This is a genomic window from Bradyrhizobium sp. 2TAF36 (assembly GCF_052114925.1).
GTDB lineage: Bacteria > Pseudomonadota > Alphaproteobacteria > Rhizobiales > Xanthobacteraceae > Bradyrhizobium > Bradyrhizobium barranii.
Genome location: NZ_JBFRFR010000121.1, coordinates 1 through 19,391 on the forward strand (window position 1 = coordinate 1; position 19,391 = coordinate 19,391).

The window sequence follows — 19,391 nt, forward strand, 5'->3', positions numbered from 1 at the left end:
GGCCGGCTCAACCGGTCGACGCAACACAGGCATTAAATCTCTCTGCTGGCGTTTCAAATTGCAAGGTCTCACGTGGTCGTTCGTTTAGCTGACGAGCCACTTTGTTCAGATGGGCTTGCGAATGCACCGACAAGTCGGTGCCCTTTGGAAAGTACTGTCTGAGCAGGCCATTGGTATTCTCGTTCGACCCGCGCTGCCACGGGCTTTGCGGGTCGCAAAAATAGACATCGATGTTGGTCGCCATCGYAAAGCGCCGATGATCCGTCAGTTCCTTGCCCCGGTCCCAGGTCAGGGACTTATACAGCTCTTTAGGTAGCTTCTTCGCCTGCTTGATGAGCGCGTTGACTACAGTCCGGGTGTCCTTGCCTGCCACCCTRGCCAACATCACGTAACGCGTTTGACGCTCGACCAAGGTCGCGATGTAGGTGTTGTTCGGCCCGGACAACAGATCGCCCTCCCAATGGCCAGGCACAGCCCTATCTTCAACCGCAGCCGGTCGCTGACGGATTGAGACGGCATCCTTCATGTGTCCCCGTCTATCGCCATTCGGATCAACCGGCCTAGAGCGGCGCATCGAACGCCTCGATCGAAGATGACTAAGCAGCTCTTTCTTGAGCACGCCACGCGCTTGGACAAACAGGCTGCGGTAGATGGTCTCGTGTGACACCTGATTACACTCGTCTTCAGGATACGTTCTCTTCAGCCAACCGGCTATCTGCTCGGGTGACCAATCTAATCTGAGCTTCCTTGCCACTGCCTGCCGAAGCCGCGGATTGGTCGCCAGCTTACAACATTTTGGACGACGGGATCGTGCCCAGGCATTCTCGTCCGCAAGTGTCGCCCGGTAGCGGTCATAGCCGCCATTGCGGCTCATTTCCCGGCTCACCGTCGATGGGGAGCGGCCAAGTAATTTGGCGATCGACCGGGCCGATTGATGTGCCGTAACGCCTCTGGAAATCACCTCGCGTTCCGCAAGCGTCAATGCCAGCCTGGAGCGACGCCGCTCCGCAGGACGAAACCCTCCATGCGGAGCAACTAGAAAATAGATCGACGATGACTGCTTACCAAAAGCTCGSCCGATCGCCTTCAGTGACTCCCCGCGCTTCCACCGGTCCCATAACTCCGTCTTTTCTGCCGCAGTGAAACCTCTATGAAATCTCCGTTCCATCCAACACTCCATCTTTTCCTCTAAGATAAAGTGTTGCGTCGATCAGTTGAGACCGCCATGCCAGAGCGGAAGCGCCGGGCTCCGCCGTCGATTGCCGGTTTTGACCCGGAACGGACGTCTGGCGCATGACTAGCTGGCGACTGCGCACCCCAATTTGTGCCGAACATGCGATTGCGCCGTGTGCGGTTAGCCGAGGTACTCGGATAGGATGTTTTTCGTGTCACAGTTCGTCGTTTTTTGCGAGGACCTCGCGAAAAGCAGTTGGCCTATGACCGACATCGAGCTACCCCTTGCTTATGAGCAAGAGCAGGAGTTTCCGGCTTGTTCTGATCAAGCCGTCACATTACGACGACGATGGCTACGTCATTCGATGGTGGCGCGGCGGCCTGCCTTCGAACTCATTGGCCTGCCTTTACGGCATCGCGCTCGATTGTCGTGAACGCCAGGTTCTCGGGCCCAATTTCGACATCGAGATCGACGCCATCGATGAGACCAACTGGAAGGTGCGTGTCGCGGATCTGGCGCGCGCAATCAAGGCCGCGGATTCCGGTATGGTGATGCTGGTCGGGGTCCAGTCCAATCAGTTTCCCCGATCGCTTGATCTGGCGAGACGGTTTCGCAAGCTCGGAATCCACGTTGCGATCGGCGGCTTCCATGTGTCCGGCACCCTCTCGATGCTGCCGGAGCGCGATCCCGGCGTTCAGGAGATGATGGACCTCGGTGTGTCGGTCTTCGCAGGCGAGGCCGAGGGACGGCTGGAGGGGCTGTTGCAGGACGCGGCCGCCGGGCGATTGCAGCCTCTCTACAACTACATCGACGATCTGCCTCACCTGGAGAGCCAGCCATTGCCGATCATTCCCCGCCAGCAGATCCGGCGGGTTATCGGCCACACCACGAGCTTCGACGCCGGGCGCGGCTGCCCGTTCCAGTGCTCGTTCTGCACCATCATCAACGTGCAGGGCCGCAAGTCGCGACGCCGCAGCGCCGACGACATCGAGGCCGTGATCCGCGCCAACGTCGCCCAGGGCGTCTTCGCCTTCTTCCTCACCGACGACAATTTTGCGCGCAACAAGGATTGGGAAAGCCTGCTCGACCGCATCATCGCGCTGCGCGAGAAGGAGGGCTGGGACCTCCGCTTCACGATCCAGGTCGACACGCTTTGCCACAAGCTACCGAACTTCATCGAGAAATGCGCCAAGGCCGGCGTCCGGCGATGCTTCATCGGCCTCGAAAACATCAACCCGGACAGTCTGCTCGGCGCCAAGAAGCGGCAGAACAAGATCACCGACTATCGCGAGATGATGCTGGCCTGGAAGAAGGCCAGGATCATGACCGTCGGCGGCTACATTCTGGGCTTTCCCAACGACACACCGGAATCGATCGTTCGCGACATCGAGATCGTCAAGCATGAGCTGCCGATCGACATGCTGGAGTTCTTCTTCCTGACACCACTGCCAGGCTCGGAGGATCACAAGACGCTCTACATGAAGGGCGTCGCGATGGATACGGACCTCAACAAATACGACCTGGACCACGTCACGGTCGACCACCCCGCCATGTCCAAGGCGGACTGGGAGCGGGCCTGCGAGCTCGCATGGAACACCTATTACAGCTGGGAGCACATCGAGACGCTGATGCGGCGTGCCGCGTCGATGGGCAACAATGTCGGCAAGATCGGGACCTACGCGCTTTATTTCAAAGGCTACCATCCCATCGAGCGGGTCCATCCGCTCGAAGGGGGTGTGCTGCGGCTCAAGAGCCGCGACGAGCGGCGTCCGCATCTGCCGGTCGAGCCGGCCTGGTCGTTCTATCCGCGCTATGTCGCCGAGACCGTCGTGAAGGCCGCGCAATGGGCATCGCTAGCGCTGCGCCTCCACCGGCTGGCGCGCAAGGTCAAGTCGGATCCGCACCGGCTCACCTATGTCGATGAGGCGATCACACTGCTGCCCGACGAGACTGAGAATCTGGACTTGTACAAGACCCGGTCCAGCCAGGCGTTTCTCGATCAGCGGCGGCATATCGAAGAGGCGCAGAAACCTAAGCTGTCCGTGCGGTAGTTGCAAAACTCGCGTTAGCTGATACTCAAGCCGCCGCGAACCATCGTATCCTCACAGATTGACGGACAAGCGACGTCCGTTTGCACCGAACAGCCCCAAAACGTCCACTTCGGCTTTTGGCCCTCACGCGAAGTCCGGCTTGGCTCTGAAATCGTCAGCTTATTGGGGTAGACCGGAAGTGACTGGCCGACTTCCAAACCGCCGCTCATGACCCATAACGGTCTTGAGCAAGATGCGATGGTAGTCATCAATCGGGTGGTAAGCAGCCGCGTGATTGGCGTGAAAAAGCAAAAGATTGGCTGTCTCTAGCAAGAACAGCAAAATGCACTCTAATTAACCTCGTACGTTTCCGTTCTTTAGGGCTTGGCGTGTAAGCAGAGAGCAAAATTTATGCGATTAACACCGGAAGTGATGCCGATGCTGCAGCTACGCAGTTGCCAACTAGCGCTGCTCGTGTCGCTCGCATTCGGCGCAATTTTGACCGTCTTCAGCGCGCCGCTGATCGCTCAGACGACGCAAAAATCGCCCGGCATCCCCGATCTGAGTGGCTACGACAGCAAGACGCGACGAACAATGGAGCTTGCTTGCAGTGTGGAAAAGGCAAACGGACCTGTCGCCTACGGCACCTGCCTGAACCGGCAAATTGCTTTTGCCAAGATCAGGCAACGCGGCTCGCTGCAAAAGTGGCCCGGCATCCCCAGTCTGAGTGGCTATGACAGCGAGATGCGAGAATTAATGGAGCTTGCTTGCGTGTCTCATAAGGTGCTCGGACCTGCTTTCTACAGCGAGTGCCTGAACGCGCAGATCGCTTCGCTGCAAAAGTGGCCCGGCATCCCCAGTCTGAGTGGCTATGACAGCGAGACGCGAGAATTAATGGAGCTTGCTTGCGTGTCTCATAAGGTGCTCGGACCTGTTCTCTACAGTGAGTGCCTGAACGCGCAGATCGCTTCGCTGCAAAGGTCGCCCGGCGTCTATAACAGCGAGACGCGACATGGCGATGGTTACAGCAAGCCTGCCCGCGACAGCCTGAAAAAGCTGATCGAAAAGCCCGCGGCACGTTAACACCAGTGTTCCGGTTTCATACAATTGCGATTGCCTGTTGTTTCAGAACGGATACACGGACCTGTTGCCTACGGCGCGTGCCTGAACCGGCAGATCGCTTCGCCGCAAAAAAAAATGAGCAAGACCGCGTTCGCTGCTATCGCTCAGTGAAACAAACGGAGCCGCAGCGGTCGAGTTCTACTCGAAATGTCAGCTTGTGGCCGATTGTGTTGCAAAAGTCGAAAGTTGCAGGGCTCAAGATTTTTCGCGAAAACACTAAGCAGCGAGCGATCGCTGATTCGTATGACCTCAATCGCGCTACCGAAGTCGCCTGTGAATTTTGCGTGAGGCCGTGAGGTCCCTCGCATCGACCCAAACCTCTATATATCCGTTAATGGTGTCAAGCGGACATCGGCCGCTGGCTGATTTCTTCCATAGCAACTGATTTGCGAACGCGGCCGTCGTCTCAGGCTCAAGCTAATCGCATGTCGGCTACCAGAGGATACGCCGAGCCGCGAGACCCGCGCTGCGCACCTCCGTGTGTGACCTCAGGGGACGTGACGATTTTATGTGGGATCGGCGTCCCGTCCGACCGCAGCCGAACGTTCGGCCGTGTTGCGACCACATTTGTGCCGCAGCGCGGCAAGATCAATAAATTCGTCAGCCTGACGCCTGAGCTCGTCGGCAATCATTGCTGGGTGAGTTGTAATCGTTGACACCACGGAAACACGAACGCCCAGACGCTGAACAGCTTCCACTAGCGGGCGGAGGTCGCCGTCGCCAGAGAACAACACCATCTCGTCAAATTGTTTTGCGAGCGCCATTGCATGCACCGCGAGCTCGACATTCATATCGCCCTTGATTTTGCGGCGGCCATTTGCGTAGGCGAACTCTTTGGCTGGCTTGGTGACTACCGTGTAGCCGTTGTAGTTGAGCCACCCGATTAGTGGACCGATCGAACGGTTCGCCTCCTCGGAAATGGTGGTGTAGTAGAACGCGCGCAACGTTGATCCGAGATACTGGAATTCCCGGAGAAGGCGCCCGAAGTCGATGTCGAAGCCGAGCGCTTTGGACACTGCATGAAGATTGGCGCCATCAATAAAGAGGCCGATCTTGGACGATGGCTGGAATGCCATTTACTTCCTCTTCAAATTTCTTAAGCTGATCAATTCGGATGCGTCGATGGCAAATTTTGGAGACATGCCGTGTCGCAAGTTGTCATTTCGAGCCAATTGTTTGATGTTTGGTGCCTACGTCGCGAAGCTGCGACAGGACGGTAATTGGTATGGGCCTTCCCGCGAGGTCACCGCTATATGCAGTCCCAAGTGCGGCCGGCGCTGCCGCGCGAATGGCATGTGCAAAGCTGCACGCCATCGGAGTGCCGCTGGCGCCCTTGCTGGACAGGGCAGGTCTGACAGTCGACGAAGTTGAAGACCCGACTCGTCGGCTTGAAGTTGTGGCCCAGGTCAAGTTTTTGAAGATTGCAGCCGATGCGCTGCAAGACGATCTTCTTGGATTTCGACTATCTCAGGCTTTTGAGATGCGCGAAATCGGGCTGCTCTATTATATTCTGTCGTCCTCCGACAGCTTCGTGGATGCTATGAGCAATAGCGAGCGCTACACGAGTATCGTCAATGACAGCATTAAGATAACCTTTGAGGCCAACCGCGCAGCCATTACAATCGACTGCGTCGGAGTGCAGCGCCTATCTGACCGGCATCAATTTGAATTTTGGCTATTTTCGATAGTGCGTTTGTGCCGACAAATCACCGGGACGCGACTTGCGCCGAAACGGTTTAGCTTCAGGCATTCGCGCGAGGCGACGCCACCGGAGTGTCGCACGTTTCTGGGGTGTGATGTGACGTACGGAGCGGATGTTGACGAAATTGTTCTTCCTGCGCAGGTGAAGACGCTTCCGATTATCGGCGCCGACCCCTACTTGCACGAGATGCTGGTGCAGTACGCAGATGAAGCCTTAGCGACTAGGGCGCCGGAACGAACCAGCCTTCGCTCGAGAGTAGAGCATGCGATTGGTCCCCTGCTGCCGCACGGAAAAGCCAAGGCCACAATCGTTGCAAAGGAGCTCGGCGTAAGCCGTCGCACCCTCGCGCGGTTATTGGCAGCGGAAGGACTCACCTATTCCGGGATATTGGATCAAAGCAAGGCCGATCTTGCGAAGTCTTATTTGACACATGGCGATCTCTCAATATCCCAAATTGCTTGGCTGCTGGGTTATCAGGAAGTGAGTACATTTACGCATGCGTTTAAGCGGTGGTATGGAATTGCTCCTACCGAACTACGTTCCGCTGCAGGCTCCGCAACAGCCGATTAAATGGTTCTAGAGGCTCCTGTGCTCGATTCCGTTGGTTTATTGATCGGTGGATGATTTCTGCTTGTGGGCCGCTCGCGGATTTTCCGATAGGCGGCGCTGATGTCTGTTTTTGAGGTCAATGCGGACGTCGCACGCTTGCGCACGCGATGGACTCTCAACGACTCGGCCGGCTCACCCAAAGGCCTAGTTCTTCCATAACATCGGATACGCGAAGGCGGCTTCTCCTGGCGCCACCTTCGCTGGAACGCCGGAGGAGCCTGGACCGCTCGCTCGCGCTCTGCGTGTCGTACCTAGCGCTTTCGCGCTCGTTAAAGCCCGGTATTGTTGTTGCTGTAGCTGTGTGCCCAGGTCCAGGGCAGCAGGCTGGGGGGATGCATGCAAAAGAGCGGTGCGGCGATCATCTTCAGCGCTGGTGACCTGGTTGGACACTTGAATTGTCGTTACTTCACGCACCTCGACCTCAAGGTCGCACACGGCGAACTGGCCAAGCCAAAGCCCCGAGATGATCCGTCCCTCGACGCGCTGGTGGAGCGAGGCAAGACTCATGAGCAGGGTTTTGTCGACCATCTCGCCAAACAGGGCGGGACCGTCACCGTCGTTGCCGGCGTTGGCATCGATCAGGCCTCGGTTACCCAAACGCGGCAGGCGATGGCGCGCGGCGACGCGGTGATCGTCCAGGCGGCGATGATGGTCGGGCAGTGGAGCGGTCGCGCCGACGTGCTGCGGCGGGTCGAGACACCAAGCGGATTGGGCGCTTGGTCATACGAGGTCACCGACACCAAGTTGGCTCGCGAGACGAAGGGCAACACAGTTCTGCAGCTGAGCCTCTACTCGGACCTATTGGCGACCATACAGCAGAAGGTCCCGGAGATTGCGCATGTCGTGACACCCGGAACAGAGTATCTGCCGGAGGCCCACCGCGTGGCCGATTTTGCTGCGTTTTACCGACGTATCAGACAAAGCCTAGAGACCTTTGCGGCTGCACCCGAGCACGACGGTCTCTATCCCAACCCGATCGAGCACTGCGAGGTCTGCCGATGGCGCGAACCCTGTGCTGCGAGGCGGCGCGCGGACGACCATCTGTCGCTTGTCGCCGGGATAGCCAAGACCCAGATTGAGGAGCTGATCCGACGAGGTGTGGGTACCATGGCCGCCCTCGCCACGCTGCCCGTCCCGCTGCAATGGCGGCCTGATCGCGGCACCGCGCCAAGCTACGAGAAAGTGCGTGAACAGGCGAGACTTCAGGTCGAGGGTCGCGGAGCGGGCCAGCTGCTTTATGAGGTGCTGCCGTTGGTGGAGGAGTTTGGCTTGTTCCGGCTGCCTGAACCGTCGCCCGGAGATATCTTTTTTGATTTCGAGGGCGATCCGTTCGTGGACGGYGGAGGGCTCGAGTTCCTGTTCGGCTATCTCTATGCCAATGACGACGGCACGGACGCCTATGTCGGCGACTGGGTGACTACACGGCAGCAGGAACGGGCGGCCTTCGAACGCTTCATCGACTTCGTCACGGAGTGGCGGACCAAGTACCCCGGTTTGCACATCTATCACTTTGCGCCCTATGAGCCGGCTGCTTTGAAGCGGCTGATGGGGCGGTACGCCACGAGAGAGGACGAGGTCGACAATTTGCTTCGGGCAGGCGTGTTCGTGGACTTGTACGCCATTGTCCGGCAGAGCATCCGCGCCAGCGTCGAGAGTTATTCGATCAAGAAGTTGGAACCACTGTACCAGTTTGATCGCACGGTCCCGCTGATCGATGTCGGCGGCGCCATGGCGCGGGTGCAGGCCTGCCTCGAGTTGGCAGACGCCGCTGGAATTGACCCCGCTGATCGAGCCGCGATCATCGGCTATAACCACGACGACTGCGCCTCGACGCGCGCCTTGTGGGACTGGCTTGAGGGGGTGCGGAACGGATTAATCGGGCAGGGAAACACGATCGATCGACCGCAGCCGAAGGCGGCCGAGATTGGCGAGGATCTCAGTGACTGGAAGCGCCGAGTCGCCGGGCTTGTGGCGCGGCTGACCAGCGACGTCCCGGACGACGTGACCCAACGAAGTGCAGAGCAGCAGGCACGATGGTTGCTGGCCCACTTGATTGATTTCTTTGGTCGCGAAAACAAGGCGGTCTGGTGGGAGTACTTCCGGCTGAGCGACTTGTCGGCCGACGACCTCTTGCACGAGCGCGCTGGATTGGGAGGGCTGACGTTTGTCGGCAATAACGGCGGCTCGGCAAAGGCACCGATCCATCGCTATAAGTTCACAATACAGGAGACCGACGTTCGAGCCGATGACGATTTAAGGAGCGTCGGCGGTGACAAGTTAGGTGTTGTCGTTGCAATCTCTAATGATGACAGAACAATCGATATCAAGAAGCGTCAGGACACGGCTGACTTCCATCCCGAAGCTCTGTTTGCCCACAAGTTCATCAAAAATCAGGTTCTAGCCGAGTCGGTTTTCCGGATTGGCGAATATGTAGCGGATCGCGGAATTGGCGGGCCGGGCGCCTACCGTGCCGCTCGCGATTTACTGCTCAAGATCGCTCCGCGCCTTCGCGGGCAGCCATTAGAGCAGGCTGGCGAGCCGCCGCTTGCGACCGCGATGCGCGCGGCGCTCTCGCTTGATAGGAGCGTGTTTCCGGTGCAGGGACCGCCTGGCGCTGGCAAGACCCATGCCGGCGCACGCATGATTTGCGCACTGGTGCGCAACAAGCGGACAGTGGGCGTCACGGCCAACAGCCACAAGGTCATTCGCCACCTGCTTGACAAATCGCTGGAGGCTGCTGCCGAACAGCAATTGGCCATTCAGTGCATACAAAAAGTCTCTGACGAGCAGGTCTCTCTTCCGGGACTCCAGCAGACGACCAGCAATCCAGATTTCATCGACGGGGTCGGCAATGGCTGCCAGGTGGGTGGCGCCACCGGCTGGTTTTGGGCGCGCCCGGACGCGGCGGGCATTGTGGATGTCTTATTCGTAGACGAGGCGGCACAGATGTCACTGGCAAATGTGTTGGCTGTGTCGCAAGCGGCGGAAAGCATTGTTCTCCTGGGGGATCCGAGGCAGCTCGAGCAGCCGATACAGGGGAGTCATCCGGATGGCGTCGCAGTATCGGCGCTTGATCACGTCCTGGGCGAACACGCAACGATCGAGGCAGGCCGCGGACTTTTCCTTGAGGAAACCTGGCGCTTGCACCCCGACATCTGCGCCTTCACGTCCGAGCTCTTCTATGAAGACCGACTACGCTCGCGTGCCGGACTGGAGCGGCAGGAAATCAGGTCATCGAGTCGAGTGAACGGGACTGGTCTGCGCTATCTTGCTGTACAGCATGAGGGTAACCAGAATTCTTCTCCTGAAGAGGCAGACGAGATCAAACGGCTCGTCGATGAAATCCTCAGCAGCAAGGCAAGCTGGGTCGATGGGACGGGAATGGAAGCTGCCATCAGGCTGGAGGATATCCTGATCATCGCTCCTTACAACGCGCAAGTCTTCGAACTTCAGGAGCGATTGCCGGGCGCGCGCATAGGCACTGTTGATAAGTTTCAGGGGCAGGAGGCGCCGATCGTGATCTATTCGATGACTACCTCGTCTCATTCCGACGCCCCACGGGGGATGGAGTTTCTCTACAGTCCAAACCGCCTGAACGTGGCAACTTCGCGCGCGAAGTGCCTCTGCATTTTGGTCGCCTGTCCGCGGCTATTCGAGATAGAMTGCCGAACGCCCCGACAGATGCAACTGGCGAACGCTTTCTGCCGATACATTGAATTGGCGCTTCCCCTGTAAGTTGCGATCATTCCGATGATTGCGGAGGCTCACCAAGTAGGAGCTTGGCTACTGTTTCGCGCTCGCAGATGGAGGCTGATTAAAAGAGAAATCCTCTGCGAGTGAAGACGATATCCACGGAACCTGTTCGCCCTTTGACGCCTTCGTAACTGCCACCCGCGTTCGGTTTAGAGTCTCTTCAGCCGTCAAGTCCGAAACTCTCGTCTGTCTCATCTGCTCGATGAGCTGTTGTACGAAGATCCCACGCTCGCTTGCGATACTGCTCAATGATGTAGAATACATTATGAGCGAGCCATTGGGTGCAATGGTCGGAGCTAAACCTGCACTAGAGTTGCGAAAGCGTCGTTCAAATGGATTTCGGCGCGACGCATCGATTAATGCGATCTTCACTCCTGCTCCGCGGTTGTTAAGGTCGACCAGAATTGTCTCAAGAGCGAATCCGTCGCGGCGAACGTCGTTCTCCGTCCATATCTGCGCGTCGACCGGGAGCAAGTAGCTCTGTCGAGCTGACTGAACCCCAAATCCGCTAAAAAAGATCAATGACGCTGAACCAGGCTTTATCTTATCGTAGAATAGATTGAGCGCTCGACGCATACCGTCGCCTGTGAGGTTTTCGCCCGCTACAATTTCGAAACCACTCAGACGTAGCTGATCAGAAATGGCGCGCGCATCATCAACAGGTTCGGGTAAGGGAGAGTCCGCGTCCGGATATTTCGCGTTGCCGATGACGAGCGCAATCCTTCCGGACAATGTTGAAGGTGATGAAGATATCGAAGATGAGGAGCGCTGCGATCCTTCTGTTGGAACTACCTCGCTGGAAGGCTTTGGAGCGGGAAGAGCTTGAATGTAGGAGTCCGGAGCGCGCGCTTCTGTCGATTTATTGAAAGGAGGTGCACCGGTGGAAGCCGAGGATGAATTTTGACGATCGGTGATTTTAGAATCCGAGCTGGAAGCGTCAGTTCTTCTAGCCGATGCACGGTCAGCTAAGCCCGCTGAAGCGTTAGCGTTAGGCGAAGGAACCGTGCCCGTTGCTGGCGCGAAAGTGTGGAGTTGCTCCTTCGATGAACTTCCGAACGATAATTCGAAGTTCTTTTGAGTTGAGATCCAGGCGAGGCCACCCAAAACAATGGATACGCCGAGTACTGCAGTTACTATTTGCGGCAATCTCCGACTTCGAGGCAAGAGGGTATTTAAGGCGCGGATAATTGCCTCACAATCCGCAGTAAACCGTGTATGCCGAATTTCCATGGCGTGACGCCTGGCGAGTGGCTTCAGCTCGTCCGGCAGTTCGTCCTCTGAAGGCATCGCTGCGCCGTGGACTAGCAGCGGAATTACAGGAATATCTCGTTTCAAGGCTGCTGCGAGTTCAATTCTTACAAAATCGCCGCTTTGGCTGATTTTGCGCCTTCCTTTGTCGTCAGTTGCGTTGATCCAATTCGGTCCAATTATCGCTAGCAGGACGTCGCACTTAGAAACTTGTTCGTCGAGTTGCTTAGCAAAATCGAAGCCCGGCTTCATGGCGTCCACGTCCATGAAGATCTCACTACGCGAAAACTTTTCGGCTAGCCGATCGCCCAACCGACCGGCTACGCCTGGTGCGTCGTCTCGCCGGTAGTTGATGAAAATTCCAGCCATGGACGCTCCATCCTCCCTCCTAAATCATTATCGCGCCGGTCTACTGTAAATTGCAATGATCAGGGCGGTTTGGCGGAATCCGTTTGATGTGCTCTCAACGCCAAACGATCTCCGAAACCTAAGAATGCAGTAATCCAATGCCTTTAGCGCAGTGCGCTGTGCCTGAAATACACGCGGCAATTTGCCAGGGGCATTGCCACAGGGACCTTGGGCCCATAAATCGCAAAAACACCCTGCCCTTTGGCCTCGTGGGTGTAGGTGAATTGGCGCGCTGATTTTGCACCCAATGCCTAGCGCATCACTCTGAACTTCTGTTATGCGACAGTCTATCAGCGGGTTAAAGCGTTGCTGGATTGATTATCCAAGGCTGCTGTCCAGTGAACTTCCTCACCAAGTCGATCATATCTTGAGTGCCGCCGGGTCCGTCGCCAGGCTGCCCATTCCAAAGTGTCACAAACGACACCTTGCTGAGACCTTGAGAAAGAGCCGTATAGAGTAACCAACGATTACATCGATCGTATTTCCCGATGTTCTTCGGCGCGAGCCCGAGTTCTTCGGGCATGTAGAGAAGTGTGGTTGCGGGGTGAGACTTAACTCGAGCAAAGCTCTCCTCCCAGAAGTGGTCGGGATCAGCAAATGTGACCGACTCAGCAAGAAATTCCGGTTCTGCAGCTGACAGGCGAATTTCGAGCGACATGCCCCTCTTGAGGCAGGCCTCAGCGAATAACAAGTCACCCCCAGAAGCCCCTCCGCTTAAGCCGAGGTCGCCTCGACCGGCTCCGATCCGGTTGAGGCAATCCTCAATCCGTGCGGCGACCGCATTGACTTTTGCATCGGGAAACCGTGCTGACCTTTCAGCTCCCGGACCTCTTGCCGAGGGGTCATCTATCATGTGACCGCTAAATAGCACAATGTGCTGAGGTTGAGACTGATCAAGGGCCCTTGATCCGATCCTCGTATCAAGTTCCTTCTCCGCGGCGTCTAGTACCTTTGCTAGTTCGCCAACAATGCTGGGTCGATACATCAATGCCCGAAGGAAATCCAACTGTTGGCTTGAGGCGTCTAGTGCAAATCGATCACCGTTCGCGACGGCTAACGCCGCTCCTTCAGAATAATAGCTTATCGCTTCTCGCTTGCGGTTGTGTACTACCGCAAGTTCTCCGCTGCTAACTAGCGACCAGTAAGTTCTGTTAGCATTAATGCCAGCCGCCAAGCTCCACCGCACACCATCATCGATCAACTCAAGTGGCAGCGTGCTCTCTTCCTCTGTCACGTGCTCCCAAACTCGACCGAGGGTCAACGCATTGATACCCGAATAGAATTCACCGGGGACCGAGCGGAATGCTTCGTAATACGCGGAAGCAGCACTGTGCAGGGCAGCGGCAGTGGCACGTGCCGCAGTCGTAGGATTGGTCTTCCGCAATGGGTGTGCATTCCAGCCCTGTAGCCATTCATCCTTCCAAGTGCGGGCACAAATGCCGAGTGATTCTCCATCTTTACTTTCCGACGCGAGCTGTGTCAGAGCTTCTCGCGCCTCGGTGTAGCGTTCCGCCCGCCCTAGTGCTCGTCCTTCAAGTTGGCGCGCTCTGATATCGACAGGATCAAGCTTTCGCGCGCGCTCCAATATTTTGAGTGCAAAGCGTGGCTTTTGTAATCGAATGAGCGCATCGGCTGCTGTACATAATGCCTCAAATTCCAGAAGACTATTCGGAGTTTCGTCGGCTAAAACTAAGATGTCTCCAGGGCGTTGCTTGCGTCGTGCAATCTCGATCCGTGCTTGCCATCGCTGCAAGGAATCCCAGTACTCATTGATCCCACCCACCCGCAAGGTTTTCCAGTTCGGTTCCCGCAAGTAAGGCAACTGCTGATAGACGGGACTCGAGCGCCGACCTTCCCAAGCTTCGAGGGTTTGCCTGATTGCATCGGTCAGGCCGTTGCGGTCGGCCTCTAGAGTCGCCGGATCAGGTTTCGAGCCTGACAGGGTGTAGCGCTGCATTCGCTGTCCAGCGATGTCAAAAGGTAGGCGCTCCCGCAAGGCATACGTCATAATAGTGCCGGTGCCCCGCAGAGCATGTCGCACACCGATTTCGTACCAAACGTTAGGATTGTCTAACGTAAGGTCCGCGACGACGAACTCTGCTAATAGTAGATCTTGGAACATATCCGAATGTATCGAGCCACCTCGTCGATCTGCATCGGCACGATGCGGCGTTAGTCCGACCGCGGAAATTGCGGGCGACAACAGCAAACTGTATACCGCATCGAAATCGATCTCATTGCCGTCAAGTCCCTTCTTTTTACCAAAGGGCATAATAACAAACGCTCGGCTCGCCGACGTCATGACGTTCCCGGCTCTTCATCGTTGTAAAAGCCGGCAAAGTGCGAAAGGTCAACCTTTCTCTCTGCGACCATAGCTCCGACTTCGCGAAGAAGCGAAACGCCATTGATGGAATCTAGTGCTTGTACCTGATGCGGTTGAATATCGTTGCAGCCAATGGCATCCAGCCCAGCTCGTGAGAGCTCCGCATTGTAGCGAACGTACGAAAATAGCTTATCTTCTCGCTCCAGCGGGCCAGCACTGCCAATTACATCTTCGACCTCACCATCCAGCCGATCGCCAGCTCTGCAATCACCGAACACACGACAGAGCAAGTCCTGTTCATTCGAAGCAGCGAACATGAGAGCCGCGGGAATTGTGGTCGCGTTGAACAACAAACTCATTTGCCGCRGACTAAGATCGGAGTGTGCGCCCGGACTTGTGCCGGTGCCTACTGATACGACCAGCATATTTTCAGTTCCTGCCTGCCAGCGAACCGAAGGCTTCCGTGCCCAGTAACGATCTACGGTAGCCATCAAAAACATCTGAAATGCCGGATTGTTGTACATCGTTATCCCGCCATCGACAAAGATTCGCTCTGCGGCTTGGCCAGGAAAAACGATGACTTCCGGCGGAAAATACGTAGGCGCTGCGGTACTTGCACGGATCAGCTGCCAAAGAGGAAGATTTAGATTGTTATCAGGGTGGCCTGTCACGTTGTATTTGGCGTACGGATTATTGGAGAGAGGCCACGGTGAATCAGTCGTCGCGTTCCGCACGACTAACAGCAGCAGAGTTTGCAGGCATTCAGAGCCTAAACAATTGTCTTGCCCGAACACTTGTTTAAGCATCCGTGCCAGCGGTTCATCATCGTATTTGTGGCGAAGGCGCTGAACTAGATTGGTTCGCACAAACATCTGTGGTCCGGCGTCTTCGTAGAATTTCTTGATCTCGCTGACTGCCATGCCCATAGACAAGCCGGCGGCAATAATTCCGCCCGTACTGGTGCCCGCGATATAGTCGAAATAATGCGCCAACCGAAAATCAAGATCGTTAGGTTTAGGTCTCAAGAGTTTCTCGATCTTCTGCAATATCTCCAGTGCAAGGACGCCGCGAATTCCTCCACCATCGATCGCTAGTAGTCTCTTTTTTCCCGAGCGCTCGATACGTTCAATCAAGGTCATGGTGTGCCTCTCCAAACCTTATGCTCGCGCCGGCTGGCTATCTGCAATCGGCAGCGCCAAGCAAATGATTATGGCAACCTTTACGTTGATCGTGGGCTCTTATGATCGTAGAATAGTATTCATTTCGGTTAAAATGCAACCACGCATTGTTGTTTTTCGTGACGGGCCTTCATCGTATGGGCACCATCGAATGCGCCGACAAGTCGATGAGCCACCAGAATGATGGGTCAATACCGTCCTTGTCTTGGTAGAACCGCGCATGAGCAAGATTGTAATTTCCTATCGTCGAGGCGATTCAGACGGGATATCGGGTCGGATTCGTGATCGGCTGATGGCTCGATTCGGTCCAGAATCCGTTTTCATGGACATCGATAGCATTCCGTTTGGCGTGAACTTCCAGGATCACTTTACAAGCGCTCTATCGGGTACCAATACGCTGCTTGTCATCATCGGTCCGAAGTGGTTGGGGTCCACAAGAAGCAGGAAGCGGCGTATCGATGACGCAAAAGATTTCGTTAGGATGGAGGTGGAAAAGGCGATCGAGCTAAGGGTCCCGATTCTCCCCGTCCTGGTCGACAGTGCTGAGATGCCTCCGCCTGCGCGATTGCCCCCGAGTTTACAAGAACTTTCGTTCCTTAACGCTGCCGAAGTAGACTCAGGGAGAGACTTCGATCACCATCTCGATCGGTTGTTTCGAGCGATCGAAAGTCACCTAGAAGCGCCTACGGCACCAGCTTCACAGAAGAAGCCTATCGATGGTGCCGTCTCGCAAAAGAGGCGGTATGATTTTCGATGGGTGCTGTCTGCGCTGTTGATTCTTGTCACAAGCGCAGGATTTGGGGTTTGGTGGCTGCGGTCACCCTTAAAGATAGCTTCATCAAGATCGACCGTCGCGCCCGACAACACAACTGCAGCAGTGGCCTGTGAGGAGGAGAAGAACCTGCGTTCGCTCGGAACGCAGTTTGTTACTTACATATACTTCACCAACGCGCGTTCCGAGGTTATCCGATTGTACTGGATAAACCATCAAGGCGCACGGCAGCTATACGCCACACTGGAGCATGGTCAAACGCGCAGCTTTCAAACTTATATCACGCATCCGTGGCTCGTAGCAGATTCGCAAGACAAGTGCGTAGGGATATACATGCCGGCGGCGGTCAAATTAGACGTGACTATAGGGTAACGGACAGGAAAAAGGGTATCCTCCCTGCGGCTTCGAAGGAGGGCCAGAGCTGGTCGGCTAACAGTGGCCCAATGCATTTCACGAATTAGCCACGGAGGTGGTCCGCTGCCATCGAGCTCGCGGATCCGGCAGGCACTCTCGGAGGCTAGCCGGCTTGCTTCCATAACAACGCATACGCGAATGCTGCGGAATTGACGAAAAATGTCGCGCGGCGTGGGCGTTAGGCGGCGGTTGCTTCTGACTCGGTGATGCGCTGAAATTCGAACAGCAATTCCTGAAAATGCTTGGCGAGATAGCCGACCCCCTTGCCGTTGCGCAAAAGCTTTGAAAGGTAGCCAACCGCCAGCACCAGATCGAGGTGGTCGGTGCCATAGGTCTGTTCGGCCACCTTAAACTCGCGCGCGAGCGACGCTGACTCCCGTTCCATCAGCGCGAGCTGTTCGTCTGATAATCCCTTCGGGGTGCGCGGCGTGTAGCCGCTGGCGAGCTGGTTGCGAGGCGTTGCCGCCACCAGCGAGCGCACATAGCTGTTGGAGAAATTGTTCATCGCGATCATCAGCTCGGCGGCCTCAATCTGCCGGATCGGCGCAAGTTTGCGCAGCTCTGAAAATGAGTTGAGGGTCAAATGCTTCTCCTTCAGCAGCTCGACCGCCTCCGCGCAGATGCCGTCCAGTAGCTTCCGGCGCCGACGAATGCTGGCGACGTCGACATTCCGATCGGGTATTCGAGTTTGTATTACGTCTATCACACCGGCCCGTGATGCTGTCCAATCATAAGCTCGCCGAAGTGCGAAATAGCTTGCGGGTTACGGCTGATCTGCTTTCGGACGTTATTGAACCGCAAGACGGACGAGCCTGATGCGCACTGACCTCTGCTTATAGCTTTGTAGGTCGGCTATGCTGAACAGACTAAGTACGGAGCGGTGATTGGTGGGCAGTCCTAACCCAGCAAGCCTTTCAGCCCCGCGTAGATGGAGCCGACTGCCGTCGCGGCGACGCCGACCAACGGACCAACAGTTTGCAGGAGGTCCTGGATCAAGCGGGCACGGCGACGTAGCTGTTCCTCGCCAACATGCTGCCCAAGTAGACGCGCCAACTTGAAGGCGAACGCGTTCGGCTTACCTCCCTGGCTCAGCACACGTGGCAAGACTTGGAAGATGACAACACCCAGGATGTTTCCCGAAACGAAGGCAAGCAAAATACTCGCGCCATACTCGAACACCTCCCGCCACTCGATCCACACGGTCGGCAAGATCGGAACACGATCGTGGAATCCGGTCACGGTCAGCATCGCCAGGATACTGATGCTTGCAGTCAGGAACGCTAGCAGGAATGCTCCCAGCGCCGAGACGCGGTGCAGGGGGTAGGCCACTAGTCCGAACAGAAGCGGAATGACGATCGAGGCGATTCGGAGGGGAATTGGAGAAAGGTTGAACGTGATGGTCACCAGAACATGGGCCACCATTAGCAGCACAGATGGAATGACAACGTAAAGAACGGCATGCGTTCCAAAATAGCGCAGCGGATTTCGGTACCGCTCAAGCCGGATGTTGACCCGATCAAGGTCGCGCCGCAGCTTGTCCAGGTCCGTAACGATCTCATCGATCTCGAGGAGCGTCGGCCGCACTACGCGCAGATCGCGCGAGCAGTTCTTGCACGCGATGGCTTCATCTTTGATAGTCTCGGCGCAGAACGGACATTCCATCGTCAGCGCGACTTTCTGCGTCGCATGATAGCCTCGACCTCGTCCCTGGCCCGCCTCAGTTCGTGACGTAACTCCTCCCGCTTGCGCAGGAGATTGTCCCGCTCGGCGATTAACGTGGAGGGGATGGCGACGTCGCGCCCACAAGACGCACAAACCAGCGCACCATCCGCAATCCCGGAATGGCAGTAAGGGCAGCTCACTTGGGCCCGACCTTCAAGGTGAAGATTGTCGTGCCCGGCCGGCCATCACTATCCTTGATGTCAACCCGAACTGTGTATTCGCCCGGCGGCAATTCCGCATCCTGCATACTGATACCGTCGGGCCGGATAAACGGCTTGATCCGCGAAGTAAGATCGACGTTCGGGGTACGAAGAAACAGCACCTTGACCGATTCCGGATCGATCTTTGCGCCGCCATACGACTCGAACTTCAATACCAGCCGTAAGGGTGAGCTGACCGAGTCGCCCGGCGAGACGAATTCCACCTTTGGACCGCGCATGATGCCGCGCCGGTCCGCCGCGATCGCCCCCTTAGGAGGCGGCAACTTGGCCTCTTCTTCCGTAATAAAAGGTGTCGCTCGCGATGCGCCCAAAAATAGAATAGCTGCAGCAATAAACCCAAGCAGATTGGGGCGCCTCATTATGAATTCAATCATTCCAGCCTCACCTGCGATCAACGTATGCCGCCATCGCCAATGATGGTGTACGGCGCCCAGAACAGCGGATGCGCATAAGCAAACTCAGTCTTGCCTTCGCTATTAAGATACCCGGGACCATCGACAAGGGCCATCGTGGCCTCGCGCAGCGCATCGCTCCGCGACAGCTTCGGATCGTCCGCCTGCCGCTTGAAAAGGTCAGTCACCAGTTGCCGCGCCGATTGCGAGTGCACCGACCAGTTCGTGACCAAAAGCGCGCGCGTTCCGGCGTAGAAGAACGCGCGCCCAAGCCCTGAGGCCGCCTCAGCTCCCGCACCTGCACCTGTACCCGTGTTACAGGC

Annotated in this window: 13 protein-coding genes and 2 pseudogenes; 5 read left to right on the forward strand and 10 right to left on the reverse strand. The window is 56.6% G+C overall.

Features of this window, described 5'->3' with window-relative positions; genetic code table 11:
* Positions 1-7 precede the first annotated feature (7 nt).
* Positions 8-1,168: an IS30 family transposase gene (locus tag AB4Z51_RS40805; protein WP_441499400.1), complete on the reverse strand. Its 1,161-nt coding sequence runs from the start codon at positions 1,166-1,168 to the stop codon at positions 8-10.
* 296 nt (positions 1,169-1,464) lie between these two features.
* Between AB4Z51_RS40805 and AB4Z51_RS40810 the strand changes: the two genes are divergently transcribed.
* Together AB4Z51_RS40810 and AB4Z51_RS40815 are read left to right on the forward strand one after the other, a co-directional pair.
* Complete coding sequence (locus AB4Z51_RS40810) at positions 1,465-3,225, forward strand: B12-binding domain-containing radical SAM protein (RefSeq protein ID WP_441499401.1); 1,761 nt, start codon at positions 1,465-1,467, stop codon at positions 3,223-3,225.
* 417 nt (positions 3,226-3,642) lie between these two features.
* Positions 3,643-4,287 (forward strand): hypothetical protein, encoded by a 645-nt coding sequence (locus AB4Z51_RS40815; RefSeq protein ID WP_441499402.1) that lies wholly within the window; start codon positions 3,643-3,645, stop codon positions 4,285-4,287.
* A 545-nt stretch (positions 4,288-4,832) separates the two neighbouring features.
* Here AB4Z51_RS40815 and AB4Z51_RS40820 read toward each other — a convergent pair.
* The gene (locus tag AB4Z51_RS40820) at positions 4,833-5,402 is read right to left on the reverse strand and encodes a LabA-like NYN domain-containing protein (RefSeq protein ID WP_441499403.1); all 570 of its coding nucleotides are present in this window, start codon (positions 5,400-5,402) and stop codon (positions 4,833-4,835) included.
* Between the two features lie 212 nt (positions 5,403-5,614).
* Here AB4Z51_RS40820 and AB4Z51_RS40825 point away from each other — a divergent pair, with 212 nt between their 5' ends.
* Together AB4Z51_RS40825 and AB4Z51_RS40830 are read left to right on the forward strand one after the other, a co-directional pair.
* On the forward strand, positions 5,615-6,598 hold the full coding sequence (locus AB4Z51_RS40825; protein ID WP_441499404.1) for an AraC family transcriptional regulator ligand-binding domain-containing protein: 984 nt from the start codon (positions 5,615-5,617) through the stop codon (positions 6,596-6,598).
* Between the two features lie 375 nt (positions 6,599-6,973).
* Positions 6,974-10,372 (forward strand): TM0106 family RecB-like putative nuclease, encoded by a 3,399-nt coding sequence (locus tag AB4Z51_RS40830; protein ID WP_441499405.1) that lies wholly within the window; start codon positions 6,974-6,976, stop codon positions 10,370-10,372.
* A gap of 81 nt (positions 10,373-10,453) precedes the next feature.
* On the opposite strand, the pseudogene AB4Z51_RS40835 reads toward AB4Z51_RS40830, so the two are convergent.
* The 4 genes and pseudogenes from AB4Z51_RS40835 to AB4Z51_RS40850 form a co-directional block, all read right to left on the reverse strand.
* A pseudogene (locus tag AB4Z51_RS40835) lies at positions 10,454-11,143 on the reverse strand (caspase family protein); the annotation flags it as partial.
* A gap of 474 nt (positions 11,144-11,617) precedes the next feature.
* A pseudogene (locus AB4Z51_RS40840) lies at positions 11,618-12,007 on the reverse strand (toll/interleukin-1 receptor domain-containing protein); the annotation flags it as partial.
* 337 nt (positions 12,008-12,344) lie between these two features.
* A complete protein-coding gene (locus AB4Z51_RS40845) occupies positions 12,345-14,348 on the reverse strand; it encodes a tetratricopeptide repeat-containing protein (protein WP_441499406.1) in 2,004 nt (667 codons plus the stop codon).
* Positions 14,345-15,508: a patatin-like phospholipase family protein gene (locus AB4Z51_RS40850; RefSeq protein WP_441499407.1), complete on the reverse strand. Its 1,164-nt coding sequence runs from the start codon at positions 15,506-15,508 to the stop codon at positions 14,345-14,347. Before AB4Z51_RS40850 ends, AB4Z51_RS40845 begins: the two co-directional genes overlap by 4 nt.
* 259 nt (positions 15,509-15,767) lie before the next feature.
* Between AB4Z51_RS40850 and AB4Z51_RS40855 the strand changes: the two genes are divergently transcribed.
* Positions 15,768-16,691, forward strand: coding sequence for a VHL beta domain-containing protein (locus tag AB4Z51_RS40855; RefSeq protein WP_441499408.1), 924 nt, complete (start codon positions 15,768-15,770; stop codon positions 16,689-16,691).
* A gap of 220 nt (positions 16,692-16,911) precedes the next feature.
* Here the strand turns inward: AB4Z51_RS40855 and AB4Z51_RS40860 are convergent, their stop codons facing one another.
* The 4 genes from AB4Z51_RS40860 to AB4Z51_RS40875 all read right to left on the reverse strand — a co-directional run.
* On the reverse strand, positions 16,912-17,439 hold the full coding sequence (locus AB4Z51_RS40860; protein ID WP_441499409.1) for a plasmid partitioning protein RepB C-terminal domain-containing protein: 528 nt from the start codon (positions 17,437-17,439) through the stop codon (positions 16,912-16,914).
* 191 nt (positions 17,440-17,630) lie between these two features.
* Entirely contained in the window at positions 17,631-18,395 is a 765-nt protein-coding gene (locus AB4Z51_RS40865; RefSeq protein WP_441499410.1) for a hypothetical protein, read from the reverse strand.
* A gap of 196 nt (positions 18,396-18,591) precedes the next feature.
* Positions 18,592-19,050, reverse strand: coding sequence for a hypothetical protein (locus AB4Z51_RS40870; protein WP_441499411.1), 459 nt, complete (start codon positions 19,048-19,050; stop codon positions 18,592-18,594).
* A 17-nt stretch (positions 19,051-19,067) separates the two neighbouring features.
* The coding region (locus tag AB4Z51_RS40875) for a CHAT domain-containing protein (protein ID WP_441499412.1) at positions 19,068-19,391 on the reverse strand (324 nt) is incomplete at its 5' end.

Bases quoted from the DNA above. Each gene is read 5' to 3' on its own strand.
- AB4Z51_RS40810 (WP_441499401.1), top strand. From the start codon at position 1,465: ATGAGCAAGAGCAGGAGTTTCCGGCTTGTTCTGATCAAGCCGTCACAT.
- AB4Z51_RS40815 (WP_441499402.1), top strand. From the start codon at position 3,643: ATGCTGCAGCTACGCAGTTGCCAACTAGCGCTGCTCGTGTCGCTCGCA.
- AB4Z51_RS40820 (WP_441499403.1), bottom strand. From the start codon at position 5,402: ATGGCATTCCAGCCATCGTCCAAGATCGGCCTCTTTATTGATGGCGCC.
- AB4Z51_RS40825 (WP_441499404.1), top strand. From the start codon at position 5,615: ATGGCATGTGCAAAGCTGCACGCCATCGGAGTGCCGCTGGCGCCCTTG.
- AB4Z51_RS40845 (WP_441499406.1), bottom strand. From the start codon at position 14,348: ATGACGTCGGCGAGCCGAGCGTTTGTTATTATGCCCTTTGGTAAAAAG.
- AB4Z51_RS40855 (WP_441499408.1), top strand. From the start codon at position 15,768: ATGAGCAAGATTGTAATTTCCTATCGTCGAGGCGATTCAGACGGGATA.
- AB4Z51_RS40865 (WP_441499410.1), bottom strand. From the start codon at position 18,395: ATGGAATGTCCGTTCTGCGCCGAGACTATCAAAGATGAAGCCATCGCG.
- AB4Z51_RS40870 (WP_441499411.1), bottom strand. From the start codon at position 19,050: ATGATTGAATTCATAATGAGGCGCCCCAATCTGCTTGGGTTTATTGCT.